The 13,337-nt window shown below is 46.6% G+C and carries 10 protein-coding genes and 1 tRNA gene; all 11 read left to right on the top strand.

Translation table 11 applies throughout. The annotated features are described in order from the left end of the window. The first annotated feature begins 129 nt into the window (after positions 1–129). The 11 genes from K5X84_RS01550 to rpsG all read left to right on the top strand — a co-directional run bounded on the left by K5X84_RS01550 (position 130) and on the right by rpsG (position 13,335). Positions 130–206: transfer RNA gene (locus K5X84_RS01550), tRNA-Trp, on the top strand. A gap of 46 nt (positions 207–252) precedes the next feature. Continuing rightward, complete coding sequence (gene secE, locus K5X84_RS01555) at positions 253–633, top strand: preprotein translocase subunit SecE (RefSeq protein ID WP_054491338.1); 381 nt, start codon at positions 253–255, stop codon at positions 631–633. A gap of 2 nt (positions 634–635) precedes the next feature. Beyond that, positions 636–1,175 (top strand): transcription termination/antitermination protein NusG, encoded by a 540-nt coding sequence (gene nusG / locus K5X84_RS01560; RefSeq protein ID WP_054491337.1) that lies wholly within the window; start codon positions 636–638, stop codon positions 1,173–1,175. Positions 1,176–1,313: 138 nt separating this feature from the next. After that, the gene (gene rplK, locus K5X84_RS01565; RefSeq protein WP_011233603.1) at positions 1,314–1,742 is read left to right on the top strand and encodes a 50S ribosomal protein L11; all 429 of its coding nucleotides are present in this window, start codon (positions 1,314–1,316) and stop codon (positions 1,740–1,742) included. A gap of 3 nt (positions 1,743–1,745) precedes the next feature. Next, the gene (gene rplA / locus K5X84_RS01570) at positions 1,746–2,441 is read left to right on the top strand and encodes a 50S ribosomal protein L1 (RefSeq protein WP_054491336.1); all 696 of its coding nucleotides are present in this window, start codon (positions 1,746–1,748) and stop codon (positions 2,439–2,441) included. A gap of 265 nt (positions 2,442–2,706) precedes the next feature. Further along, complete coding sequence (gene rplJ / locus K5X84_RS01575; RefSeq protein WP_054491335.1) at positions 2,707–3,225, top strand: 50S ribosomal protein L10; 519 nt, start codon at positions 2,707–2,709, stop codon at positions 3,223–3,225. A gap of 54 nt (positions 3,226–3,279) precedes the next feature. Beyond that, positions 3,280–3,654: a 50S ribosomal protein L7/L12 gene (gene rplL, locus K5X84_RS01580; protein WP_054491334.1), complete on the top strand. Its 375-nt coding sequence runs from the start codon at positions 3,280–3,282 to the stop codon at positions 3,652–3,654. A gap of 218 nt (positions 3,655–3,872) precedes the next feature. Then, the gene (rpoB, locus tag K5X84_RS01585; RefSeq protein ID WP_054491333.1) at positions 3,873–7,901 is read left to right on the top strand and encodes a DNA-directed RNA polymerase subunit beta; all 4,029 of its coding nucleotides are present in this window, start codon (positions 3,873–3,875) and stop codon (positions 7,899–7,901) included. 72 nt (positions 7,902–7,973) lie between these two features. Beyond that, positions 7,974–12,209, top strand: a complete 4,236-nt coding sequence (rpoC, locus tag K5X84_RS01590; protein ID WP_199495183.1) for a DNA-directed RNA polymerase subunit beta' — start codon at positions 7,974–7,976, stop codon at positions 12,207–12,209. Between the two features lie 206 nt (positions 12,210–12,415). Then, positions 12,416–12,790 (top strand): 30S ribosomal protein S12, encoded by a 375-nt coding sequence (gene rpsL / locus K5X84_RS01595; RefSeq protein ID WP_006956845.1) that lies wholly within the window; start codon positions 12,416–12,418, stop codon positions 12,788–12,790. A gap of 74 nt (positions 12,791–12,864) precedes the next feature. Continuing rightward, entirely contained in the window at positions 12,865–13,335 is a 471-nt protein-coding gene (rpsG, locus tag K5X84_RS01600; RefSeq protein ID WP_054491331.1) for a 30S ribosomal protein S7, read from the top strand. The last annotated feature ends 2 nt before the right edge of the window (positions 13,336–13,337 follow it).

Consider the following 13,337-nt stretch of genomic DNA (forward strand, 5'->3'; position numbering starts at 1 on the left):
AGCCCGGCTTTGGCCGGGCTTTTTTATGCCTGTAAAAGCCGACATGCGCGTCGGCTGGGCTTGCGTCAAAAACCATAATAGGTATAATACCGCGTCCAATCCTGCACCAATTGTAGGGTAGGCAAATTTAGGGGCGTAGTTCCAATTGGTAGAACAGCGGTCTCCAAAACCGACGGTTGGGGGTTCGAATCCCTCCGCCCCTGCCAGATTTTATTGATTCAAAGCGAAGACCGTCGCAACTAGGATTAAAGAATGAGCGCAAATAACGAGACGCAGAGCAGTTCGTTGAACAGTTTGAAATGGATAATCGCAATCGCCCTTTTAGTTGTTGCTATTGGCGGTAATCACTATTACACAGAAGAAGTGTCGGTTTTATATCGCGCTATTGCTGTGGTTGTTTTAGTGGCCTTAGCAGGTTTCTTTGCAAGCACGACGACGAAAGGAAGAACCTTCCTGTCGTTTGCTAAAGAAAGCCGCACCGAAGTAAGAAAGGTTGTTTGGCCATCGCGTCAGGAAGCAACTCAGACCACGCTTATAGTTATTGTTGCCACTGTTATTGTTGCACTTATTCTTTGGGGCCTTGATGGTATCCTGGTTCGTGTGGTTGGCTTCTTAACCGGATTGGAGATTTAACCATGAGCGATAAGAAACGTTGGTACGTCGTACAAGCTTTTTCCGGTTATGAGGCACGTGTTGCCGAGTCTCTGAAAGAACATATCAAAATGCATGGTATGGAAGACAAGTTCGGCGAAATTCTTGTACCGAAAGAAGAAGTGGTTGAAATGCGCGGTGGCGTTCGTCGCAAAAGCGAGCGTAAATTCTTCCCAGGTTACGTTTTGGTCGAAATGGACATGGACGAAGATGCATGGCACTTAATTAAAAGCGTGCCCCGCGTACTTGGTTTTATCGGTGGCAGCAGTGACCGCCCAACCCCTATCTCCAAGAAAGAAGCTGACGCTATTCTGGATCGCTTACAAGATTCTGCAGACAAGCCTAAGCCTAAGACCTTGTTTGAGCCAGGCGAAGTGGTTCGCGTAAACGACGGACCTTTTGCTGACTTCAACGGTACGGTTGAAGAGGTTGATTACGAGAAAAGCCGTGTAACGGTTTCTGTTTCAATCTTTGGCCGCGCAACGCCAGTTGAGCTTGAGTTTGGTCAGATAGAGAAAGCTTGATCAAAAAAGCAGCAAGACAATGATTGATCTATGGCGCGAAGTCACTTATAATTCGCGTCCTTTTTTAACGGGAAGCCGTTAGAGTAACTTTCCTCTGAAAAGTTACGAGGCGTTAAACCCACAACAGAGGTAATTATCATGGCGAAGAAAGTATCGGCCATTATCAAATTACAGGTAGCTGCTGGTTCAGCTAACCCGTCACCGCCAGTTGGTCCTGCATTGGGTCAGCACGGTGTGAACATCATGGAATTCTGTAAAGCGTTCAACGCGCAAACCGATAGCCTTGAAAAAGGTGCTCCGGTTCCTGTTGAAATCACAGTCTTCGAAGACCGTTCATTCACATTTATTACTAAAACACCTCCTGCGTCTTTCTTATTGAAGAAAGCGGCTGGTATCAAAAGTGGTTCAGGCGAGCCAAACACCAAGAAAGTTGGTACGGTAACTCGCGCGCAATTAGAAGAAATTGCTAAGACTAAAGAACCTGACTTGACTGCTGCCGACATGGACGCAGCTGTACGCACTATCGCCGGCTCTGCTCGTGCGATGGGCTTGAACGTGGAGGGCTAATCAATGGCTAAATTAACAAAACGCGCTCGTATGATCGCAGAGAAAGTTGAAGCCCGTGATTACGATGTGAATGAAGCTATCACTCTGTTAAAAGAGTTAGCAACAGCAAAGTTCACTGAAAGTGTTGATGTCGCAGTAAACTTAGGCATCGATGCTCGTAAATCTGACCAAAACGTTCGTGGTGCTACTGTACTGCCAAACGGTACTGGTCGTGACGTTCGCGTCGCTGTATTCACTTCAGGTGACAATGCAGAGAAAGCGAAAGAAGCCGGTGCAGACATCGTTGGTATGGAAGACCTGGCAGAGCAAGTTAAGAAAGGCGAGATGAACTTCGACGTAGTCGTGGCTTCGCCTGACGCAATGCGTGTTGTCGGTCAATTAGGTCAAATCTTAGGTCCACGCGGCCTGATGCCTAACCCGAAAACAGGTACTGTAACACCTGACGTAGCAACAGCGGTTAAAAACGCTAAAGCAGGTCAGGTTCGCTATCGTAACGACAAAAACGGTATTGTTCACGCAACAATCGGCCGTGTAGATTTCGATAACGACAAATTGAAAGAAAACCTTGAAGCCTTGTTGGCCGCTCTTAAGAAAGCGAAGCCTTCATCAGCTAAAGGTGTTTACTTAAAACGCATCAGCTTGTCTACAACGATGGGCGCTGGTGTAAGCATTGACCAGGCAACTGTAGCAGCGGTTTAATTCGCTCAGTTCGGTTAATGTAATGGTTTATGGGTTGGAGCTGCCGCGGCGTTGCTAAGTCGCAACAAAGCAAGGCTCCCGTCCAAGACCGTAGGTGTACCGCGAGTATCCCGGAATATTGGGTAGTGGCACTTAATTTCCTACGCAGATGGTGATATCCGACTCAGGCTCTCTGGGTAGAGAATCACCGTGACAACGCGGTGGGTTTATCCCACCTAATTGTAACGAGGGACTTCGGTCCCAAATTGAAAACGAGGTGATATCAGTGGCAATTGGTTTAGCCGGAAAGAAAGCCATCGTTAAGGAAGTTAACGAAGTTGCTTCAAATGCGCTAGCCGTCACCGTTGCTGAATATCGAGGCATCGAAGTAGCCGATATGACTGCGCTGCGCAAGAAAGCTCGTGAGCAGGGTATTTTCGTTAAAGTTGTACGAAATACACTAGCAAAACGCGCTTTTGAAGGCACACAGTTTGAAGACATGGGCGATGCACTTAAAGGACCTCTTGTTTATGGGTTTTCAATGGACGCACCGGGCACATCAGCTCGTTTGTTCAAAGACTTCTCAAAAGAAAACAAGAACTTGCAAGTGACAGCTCTGTCAATCGGTAATGGCATCATGGGTCCAGAAAAACTGGATGCAGTTGCTTCACTTCCGACTCGTGACGAAGCATTGGCTAAATTGCTCGCCACCTTCAAAGAACCTGTTAGCAAATTCGTTAAAACTGTTAACGAAGTACCTAGCAAGTTCGTTAGAACGTTGGCTGCAATTAAAGACGCTAAATAATACGTTGGTTTTTTTAACCATTTTTTGTAATTATCAACCCAGGAGTTTAGAGTAATGGCTCTGACTAAAGACGACATCTTAAACGCGATCGCTGAAATGCCAGTAATGGAACTGGTTGAATTGATCGAAGCAGCTGAAGAGAAATTCGGCGTTGACGCATCTGCAGCAGTAGCAGTAGCTGCTCCAGCAGCAGGCGGCGAAGCAGCAGCTGAAGAGAAAACTGAATTTGACGTAATGCTGAAAGCAGCTGGCGCTAACAAAGTTGCCGCTATCAAAGCTGTTCGCGGCGCAACTGGCCTTGGCTTGAAAGAAGCTAAAGCTATGGTTGAGTCTGCACCAGTAGCAGTCAAAGAAGGTGTAAGCAAAGACGAAGCTGAAGAGCTGAAAAAGCAGCTTGAAGAAGCTGGTGCGGAAGTTGAAGTTAAGTAATTTCACTTTTGTACGACATATGGCCTTTTAGGCCTTGGGCTGGTGGTTAATTAACCACCAGCCTTTTTGCGCTGTATCGCTTGTATCATTTTGCCCGACGTTGGATACAGATAAGCGAAAAAAGATAACAACGGGATCGACAGATAAAAGATTAATCTGTTTTTAACCATCGAACCACTCGTTGGTTAGGGTCATCAATCAGCTAGCTGAGGAACCCCATGGCGTACTCCTACTCTGAAAAAAAACGTATTCGTAAGGATTTCGGTAAACGACCTCAGGTCTTAGAAGTTCCTTATTTGCTGTCTATGCAGCTTGATTCATTTAAGAAATTTATTGAAGTCGATCCAGAAGCCAATAATGGTCTGGAAGCGGCTTTTCGTTCGGTTTTTCCTATTGCCAGTTATTCTGGTAATGCGGAACTGCAGTACGTCAGTTATCACATGGGTGAGCCGGCGTTTGACGTTGAAGAATGTCAAATCCGTGGCATTACCTACTCAGCACCATTGCGTGTGAAACTGCGTCTGGTGCTGTTTGATAAAGAAGCAGCTGCCGGTACAGTTAAAGACATTAAAGAACAAGAAGTGTACATGGGCGAAATTCCGTTAATGACAGAAAACGGAACCTTCGTTATCAATGGCACAGAGCGAGTTATCGTTTCTCAGCTCCACCGTTCACCTGGTGTGTTCTTTGATCACGATAAAGGTAAATCTCACTCGTCAGGTAAAGTCTTGTATAACGCGCGTGTTATTCCTTACCGTGGCTCTTGGTTGGATTTTGAATTTGATCCTAAAGACAACGTTTTTGTACGTATCGACCGTCGTCGTAAATTACCGGCGTCTATTATTCTTCGTGCATTGGAATACAGCACTGAAGAAATCCTCGATATGTTCTTCGACACTACTTACTTCGAGATCCTTAAAACTAAGGTGAAGATGCAGTTAGTGCCTGAGCGTCTGCGTGGCGAAACCGCCAAGTTTGACATTAAAGGCGCTGAAGGCGAAGTTTTGGTCGAAAAAGGCCGTCGTATCACCGCACGCCATATTCGCCAGCTTGAACAGCTGGGTATTAAAGAAATGGAAGTGCCGGCTGAATACATGGTTGGAAAAGTATTAGCGAAAGACTATGCCGACAAGAAAACCGGCGAAGTTGTTGGCCATGCTAACGATGTGCTGACTCTTGAGCTTATCGCTGAGCTTAGCGAAGCTGGTATTAAGAAAATTGAAACGCTGTTCGTCAATGATTTGGACCATGGTCCATACATGAGCGAAACCTTGCGTGTAGATTCAAGTAACAATCGCTTAGAAGCCTTAGTTGAAATCTACCGCATGATGCGCCCGGGCGAGCCACCAACGCGTGAAGCTGCAGAAACTCTGTTTGATAACTTGTTCTTCAGTGAAGAACGCTACGATTTATCAACAGTCGGTCGCATGAAGTTTAATCGTCGTTTAGGTCGTGATGACTTAAGTGGTGATAATACGTTATCCAGAGAAGACATCGTTGATGTCATGAAAAAGCTCATCGAAATCCGTAACGGTTTAGATGAAGTTGATGACATTGACCACTTGGGTAACCGCCGTATCCGTTCAGTCGGTGAAATGGCAGAAAACCAATTCCGTGTTGGTTTGGTACGTGTAGAACGTGCAGTAAAAGAACGCTTGTCGCTGGGTGATTTAGATAACACCATGCCACAGGATCTTATCAACGCGAAGCCAATTAGTGCCGCGGTTAAAGAGTTCTTTGGCTCAAGCCAGCTGTCGCAATTCATGGACCAAAACAACCCATTGTCAGAAGTGACGCACAAACGTCGTATCTCTGCGTTAGGTCCGGGTGGTTTGACTCGTGAACGTGCAGGCTTCGAAGTTCGTGACGTACACCCAACGCACTATGGTCGTTTGTGCCCAATCGAAACGCCGGAAGGACCGAACATCGGTCTGATTAACTCGCTGTCTACGTTCTCGCGTACCAACGAATATGGCTTTTTAGAAACGCCTTATCGTCGTATAGAGAATGGTGTTGTAACAGACGATGTTAATTACTTGTCGGCTATTGAAGAAGGCAACTATGTTATCGCTCAGGCGAACGTAGGGCTGAACGACAAAGGCGAATTGACAGAAGATTTAGTGCCATGCCGTCATAAAAACGAATTTACGCTGATGAGTAAAGAGCAGGTCCAGTACATGGATGTTGCACCACAGCAGATCGTTTCTATTGCAGCAAGCATGATTCCGTTCCTGGAACACGATGATGCTAACCGAGCTTTGATGGGCTCGAACATGCAACGTCAGGCTGTACCGACTTTACGCGCTGATAAGCCGTTAGTTGGTACTGGTATCGAACGCACAATCGCAGTTGACTCCGGTGTTACCGTTGTTGCTAAGCGTGGCGGTGTGGTCGACTACGTAGATGCCAGTCGTATCGTTGTTAAGGTTAACGAAGAAGAGATGGTTCCGGGTGAAGCGGGCATCGACATTTATAACCTGACCAAATACACGCGTTCTAACCAGAACACTTGTATTAACCAGAAACCGACTGTGAATCCAGGCGAACCTGTGACTCGCGGTGACGTTTTAGCTGACGGTCCGTCAACTGACTTAGGTGAACTCGCACTGGGTCAGAACATGCGCGTGGCCTTCATGCCTTGGAATGGTTATAACTTCGAGGATTCGATTCTGATTTCTGAGCGCGTAGCGCAAGAAGATCGGATGACAACCATCCATATTCAAGAATTAAACTGTGTTGCTCGTGATACCAAATTGGGTGCTGAGGAAATTACCTCTGATATACCAAACGTTGGTGAATCTGCATTAGGCAAGCTGGATGAGTCCGGTGTTGTTTATGTCGGTGCAGAAGTTAACGGCGGCGACATTCTGGTTGGTAAAGTAACGCCTAAAGGTGAAACTCAGTTAACGCCTGAAGAGAAGCTTTTGAGAGCAATCTTCGGTGAGAAAGCGTCTGATGTTAAAGACAGCTCACTGCGTGTTCCAAATGGTGTTAACGGTACTGTTATTGACGTGCAAGTATTCACTCGTGACGGCGTAGAAAAAGACAAGCGTGCGGTAGCGATTGAAGAAATGCAGCTGGCTAAGGTTAAGAAAGACCTGACAGAAGAATTTAAGATTCTTGAAGAAGGTATTTACAACCGTGCTCGTAACCTGTTGCTAAGTAATGGCTTTGATGAAGCCAAGCTGGCAAGTGTGGATCGTGCAAGCTGGTTAACTCAAGACTTAGGTAACGAAGACGCTCAGGCTCAACTTGAGCAAATTGCTGAGCAGTATCAGCAAATTCGCGATGACTTCGACACTAAGTTTGAGACTAAACGTCGCAAGATCACTCAAGGCGATGATTTAGCGCCGGGTGTTCTGAAAATCGTTAAAGTTTACTTAGCAGTCCGTCGTAGCATTCAGCCTGGTGATAAGCTGGCTGGCCGTCACGGTAACAAAGGTGTTATCTCAACTATCATCCCTGTGGAAGACATGCCGCACGATGATGAAGGTAACCCAGTAGATATCGTATTGAACCCGTTGGGTGTACCTTCGCGGATGAACATCGGTCAGATTCTGGAAACCCACTTAGGTATGGCTGCGCGCGGTATCGGTAGCAAGATTGATAAGATGCTGAAACAGCAGCGTGCTATCAAAGAACTGCGTGATTTCTTACAGCAAGTGTATGACTTAGGCGAATGTCGCCAGAAAGTCGACATTAGTGAGTTCTCTGATGATGAAGTCATGCGCTTAGCCGGTAACTTGAAAGCGGGTCTGCCTACTGCTACACCAGTATTTGATGGTGCAGTGGAAGAAGAGATTAAAGCGTTGTTGAAGCTGGCAGACTTACCTGAATCAGGTCAGATTCCGTTATTTGACGGTCGTACCGGTGATAAATTTGAACGTGACGTAACTGTCGGTTACATGTACATGCTCAAATTGAACCACTTGGTTGACGATAAGATGCACGCACGTTCAACTGGCTCGTACAGCTTGGTTACTCAACAACCACTGGGTGGTAAAGCTCAGTTCGGTGGTCAGCGCTTCGGTGAGATGGAAGTGTGGGCACTGGAAGCATATGGTGCGGCTTATACCTTGCAAGAAATGTTGACAGTTAAGTCGGACGACGTGAACGGTCGTACGAAGATGTACAAAAACATTGTCGACAACAACTTGCAGATGGAAGCGGGCATGCCGGAATCCTTCAACGTATTGTTGAAAGAAATCCGCTCGCTGGGCATCAATATCGAGCTAGAACAGAACTAAGACGCTGTTGCTGGAATAAATTGGGGGAGTGCTTGCGCTCCCCGTAGGTTGAACTCCGACAGGAGATAAATCGTGAAAGACTTGCTGAAGCTTTTAAAGCCGACGAATCAGGCAGAAGAGTTTGATGGTATTCGCATCGCTCTTTCGTCTCCAGATATGATCCGTAGTTGGTCATATGGTGAGGTGAAAAAACCTGAGACTATTAATTACCGTACCTTCAAACCTGAACGTGATGGTTTGTTCTGTGCTCGTATTTTTGGTCCGGTAAAAGACTATGAGTGCTTGTGTGGTAAATACAAGCGCCTGAAACACCGTGGTGTTATTTGTGAAAAGTGTGGCGTAGAAGTCACCTTGACCAAAGTACGCCGTGAGCGCATGGGTCACATTGAGCTGGCGAGCCCAGTTGCCCATATCTGGTTCCTTAAATCATTACCTTCGCGTATTGGTTTAATGCTGGATATGACGCTGCGTGACATCGAGCGTGTACTTTACTTCGAATCTTACGTTGTAACTGAAGGTGGCTTAACGTCTCTGGAGCAGGGTCAAATTCTGACAGAAGACGAATACTTAGACGCACTTGAAGAACACGGTGATGAATTTGACGCTAAAATGGGTGCAGAAGCTGTTCTGGATCTATTACGTGCTGTGGATATCGACGGCGATATTCAGAAGTTGCGCGAAGAGTTACCTGAGACTAATTCAGAAACTAAACGTAAGAAAATCAGCAAACGACTGAAGTTACTAGAGGCTTTCCAGGTATCAGGCAATAAGCCTGAGTGGATGATCTTAAAAGTACTTCCAATCCTGCCACCAGACTTGCGTCCGTTGGTACCTTTGGATGGTGGTCGTTTTGCGACATCGGATCTTAACGACTTATATCGTCGCGTTATTAACCGTAACAACCGTTTGAAGCGTTTATTAGACCTTGCTGCACCAGATATTATTGTGCGCAACGAAAAACGTATGCTTCAGGAAGCGGTTGATGCGTTGTTAGATAACGGTCGTCGTGGTCGTGCTATTACTGGTTCTAACAAGCGTCCTCTGAAATCTTTGGCAGACATGATCAAAGGTAAACAGGGTCGTTTCCGTCAGAACTTGCTGGGTAAACGTGTTGACTACTCAGGCCGTTCGGTTATTACCGTTGGTCCTAAGTTACGCCTGCACCAGTGTGGTTTACCTAAGAAGATGGCTCTGGAACTGTTCAAGCCGTTCATCTACGGTAAATTAGAGCGTCGTGGTTTAGCGACAACCATTAAAGCAGCGAAGAAAATGGTTGAGCGCGAAACGGCAGAAGTTTGGGACGTACTTGATGAAGTCATCAAAGAACACCCAGTACTGCTTAACCGTGCACCGACACTTCACCGTTTGGGTATCCAGGCGTTTGAACCGGTACTGATTGAAGGTAAAGCCATTCAGTTGCACCCATTGGTCTGTGCGGCTTATAACGCCGACTTTGACGGTGACCAAATGGCTGTGCACTTGCCGCTGACGCTAGAAGCGCAGTTAGAAGCACGTGCGTTGATGATGTCTACCAACAACGTACTGTCACCAGCAAGTGGCGATCCAATCATCGTTCCTTCGCAGGACGTTGTACTTGGTCTTTATTACATGACCAAAGAAAAAATCAACGGTAAAGGCGAAGGCATGATTTTCAAAGATCCGAACGAGGTTGAAAAAGCCTATCGTACGGGTCAAGTCGAGTTACACAGTCGCGTTAAAGTGCGTATCACCGATACCACCATTGATGAAGACGGTAACCGCACAACGAAAACAGAATTGCGCGATACCACCTGTGGCCGTGCCATTTTGTCACTGATTATGCCAGAAGGTCTGCCGTTTGAGCTGATCAACCAGGCTATGGGTAAAAAGCCAATTGGTCGTATGCTGAACCAGGCATACCGTGACCTTGGTTTGAAAGATACGGTTATTTTTGCTGACCAAATTATGTATACCGGTTTCCATTATGCAATGGTCTCAGGTGCATCTGTCGGTATTAATGACATGGTTATCCCTGAAGCGAAGAAAGAAATTGTTTCTGCAGCAGAAGATGAAGTTGCTGAAATTCAGGAACAGTTCGAGTCAGGCCTGGTAACTGCGGGTGAGAAATACAACAAAGTTATCGATATTTGGTCAACTGCTAACGAGAAAGTCTCGAAAGCAATGATGGATAACCTGTCGAAAGAAATCGTTAAAAATAAAGACGGTGAAGACGAAGAGCAAGCGTCATTCAACTCGGTCTTTATGATGGCGGATTCAGGCGCTCGTGGTAGCCCCGCACAGATTCGTCAGTTGGCTGGTATGCGTGGTTTGATGGCTAAGCCAGATGGCTCAATCATCGAGACGCCAATCGTGGCTAACTTCCGTGAAGGTTTGAACGTACTTCAGTACTTCATCTCTACGCACGGTGCGCGTAAAGGTTTGGCCGATACGGCACTGAAGACAGCGAACTCAGGTTACCTGACGCGTCGTCTGGTTGACGTATCGCAAGACGTTGTGATCATGGAAGAAGACTGTGGCACATACGAAGGTCTTTACATGAAACCGTTGATTGAAGGCGGAGACGTGGTAGAGCCATTGCGTGAACGTGTACTGGGTCGAGTACTTTGTGAGCCGGTAATGAAGCCTGGCAGCGAAGAAGAGTTGCTTCCAAGAAACACATTACTTGATGAGAAAATGTGTGACTTGTTAGAAGAGAACTCTATCGACGAAGTTAAAGTTCGTTCGGTTATCACCTGTGATACAGACTTTGGTGTTTGTTCGCACTGTTACGGTCGTGACCTGGCTCGTGGCCACATGGTTAACCAGGGTGAAGCGGTTGGTGTTATTGCAGCACAGTCAATCGGTGAGCCGGGTACACAGTTAACCATGCGTACCTTCCACATTGGTGGTGCGGCATCTCGTGCAACAGCTGAAAACAACATTCAGGTGAAAAACCCTGGCTCTATCAAGCTGCACAACGCCAAGTGGGTTGTAAACAGCGATAAAGCACACGTTATTACATCACGTTCAACCGAGCTAACGCTGATCGACGAGTATGGTCGTGAGCGTGAACGTTACAAAGTACCTTACGGTGCGGTTCTGAAGAAAGGTGAAGGCGACTCAGTAGACGGCGGCGAAACTGTTGCTAACTGGGACCCGCACACGCACCCAATCATTACCGAGGTAGAAGGTCGCATTAAGTTTGTTGATTTGATTGATGGCGTCACTATGACACGTCAAACGGATGAGCTGACTGGCCTTTCAAGCATTGTTGTACTGGAAACTGGTCAACGTACCAGTGCCGGTAAAGACATGCGTCCAATGGTTAAGTTGGTTGATGCTAAAGGCAACGACGTAAACATCGCAGGTACTGACATTCCGGCGCAATACTTCTTGCCGGGTAACGCTATAATCAACCTGGAAGATAATTCCGAGGTTAGAATTGGTGATACCTTAGCGCGTATTCCACAGGAAGGTTCTAAGACTCGCGATATTACAGGTGGTCTGCCACGAGTTGCTGACTTGTTCGAAGCGCGTAAGCCAAAAGAACCAGCAATTCTTGCAGAGAAAACAGGTACAGTTTCCTTCGGTAAAGAAACCAAAGGTAAACGCCGTTTATTGATCACCCCAACAGACGGTGGCGATCAGCACGAAGAGATGATTCCGAAGTGGCGTCAGCTGAACGTGTTCGAAGGTGAGCAAGTGACTAAAGGTGAAGTTATCGCCGATGGTCCTGAAGCACCTCACGATATTCTCCGCCTACGTGGCGTTAGTGCTGTGGCTAACTATATCGTTAATGAAGTGCAGGAAGTTTATCGCCTGCAAGGTGTAAAAATTAACGATAAGCACATTGAAACTATTGTTCGTCAAATGCTGCGTAAAGCCCTTATTTTACGTGCTGGCGATACTAACTTGCTGGAAGGCGAGATGGTTGAAATGTCAGAAGTGTTAGCCGCTAACGCAAAAGCGGAAGCGGATGGTAAGAAACCAGCAACGTTTGAACGTCAGTTGTTGGGTATTACCAAGGCATCGTTGTCGACTGAATCGTTTATTTCAGCGGCTTCGTTCCAGGAAACAACGCGTGTTCTTACCGAAGCAGCAGTTGGCGGTAAGAAAGACAGCTTACGTGGACTGAAAGAAAACGTAATTGTTGGTCGTCTGATTCCTGCGGGTACAGGTTACTCATATCACAAAGAGCGCATGCAGCGTCGACTGGATGAACTGAATGTTGATATCGAGCCAACCATGACTGCAGAGCAGGCAGAGCAACAACTTGCGGATGCCTTAAATGCTGGAAATAGTTCTGCAGGTGATGATTCTGCAGAATAATTAGCGAACGTTTTTAACGTTCGTGTACAGAAGCCGGTACTGTAAAAGTGCCGGCTTCTTTTGTATAGCCTTGACAGGCGAAAATATGACCATTAGAATTTCCGCTCCCGATTTTCGGGATCCGACTTTCAGTGGTCGGAAGAAAGCGATTTTTCACGCTCTATACACGTGGTAAAAAGCGACATCAACTAAACTAGGAGTAATGAATGGCAACAGTTAATCAGCTGGTGCGTAAAGGCCGTCAAAAGCCCGTTGTGAAAAGCAACGTTCCGGCTCTTGAAGCGTGCCCTCAAAAACGCGGTGTATGTACCCGTGTTTACACAACTACGCCAAAGAAACCGAACTCAGCAATGCGTAAAGTTTGCCGTGTTCGTTTAACGAACGGTTACGAAGTTTCTTCGTACATCGGTGGCGAAGGTCACAACTTACAAGAACACTCAGTCGTACTAATTCGTGGCGGTCGTGTAAAAGACTTGCCAGGTGTGCGTTATCACACAGTACGCGGAGCACTTGACTGCTCTGGTGTTAATGACCGTAAGCAAGGTCGTTCTAAGTACGGCGCGAAGCGGCCTAAATCTTAACGGTTCTCCGTTAGTAAGGCCAAACTGTCGTATACGTTTTGGGTAATACCCTGAATTAATCGGAGAATATTGAGATGCCAAGAAGACGCGTCATAGGTCAACGTAAAATCCTTCCAGATCCTAAGTTCGGATCAGAATTGTTGGCCAAATTTATCAATGTCGTCATGGTTGACGGCAAGAAAGCAGTCGCTGAAAAAATTATTTACGGTGCATTGGACATCCTGGCAGACAAGTCAGGTAAAGATCATCTGGAAGTTTTTGATACAGCATTAGAAAACGTTCGCCCTACAGTCGAGGTTAAATCTCGTCGTGTTGGCGGTTCTACGTATCAGGTTCCGGTTGAAGTTCGTCCAGTTCGTCGTAACGCACTGGCTATGCGCTGGTTAGTTGATGCAGCGCGCACCCGTGGTGAAAAATCTATGTCGCAGCGTCTGGCAGCTGAAATGCTAGATGCATCGGAAAACAAAGGGTCAGCTGTGAAGAAACGTGAAGACGTTCACCGCATGGCAGAAGCAAACAAAGCGTTTGCTCACTATCGCTGGTAATT

The organism is Idiomarina abyssalis (assembly GCF_019797805.1).
Classification (GTDB): Bacteria; Pseudomonadota; Gammaproteobacteria; order Enterobacterales; family Alteromonadaceae; genus Idiomarina; species Idiomarina abyssalis.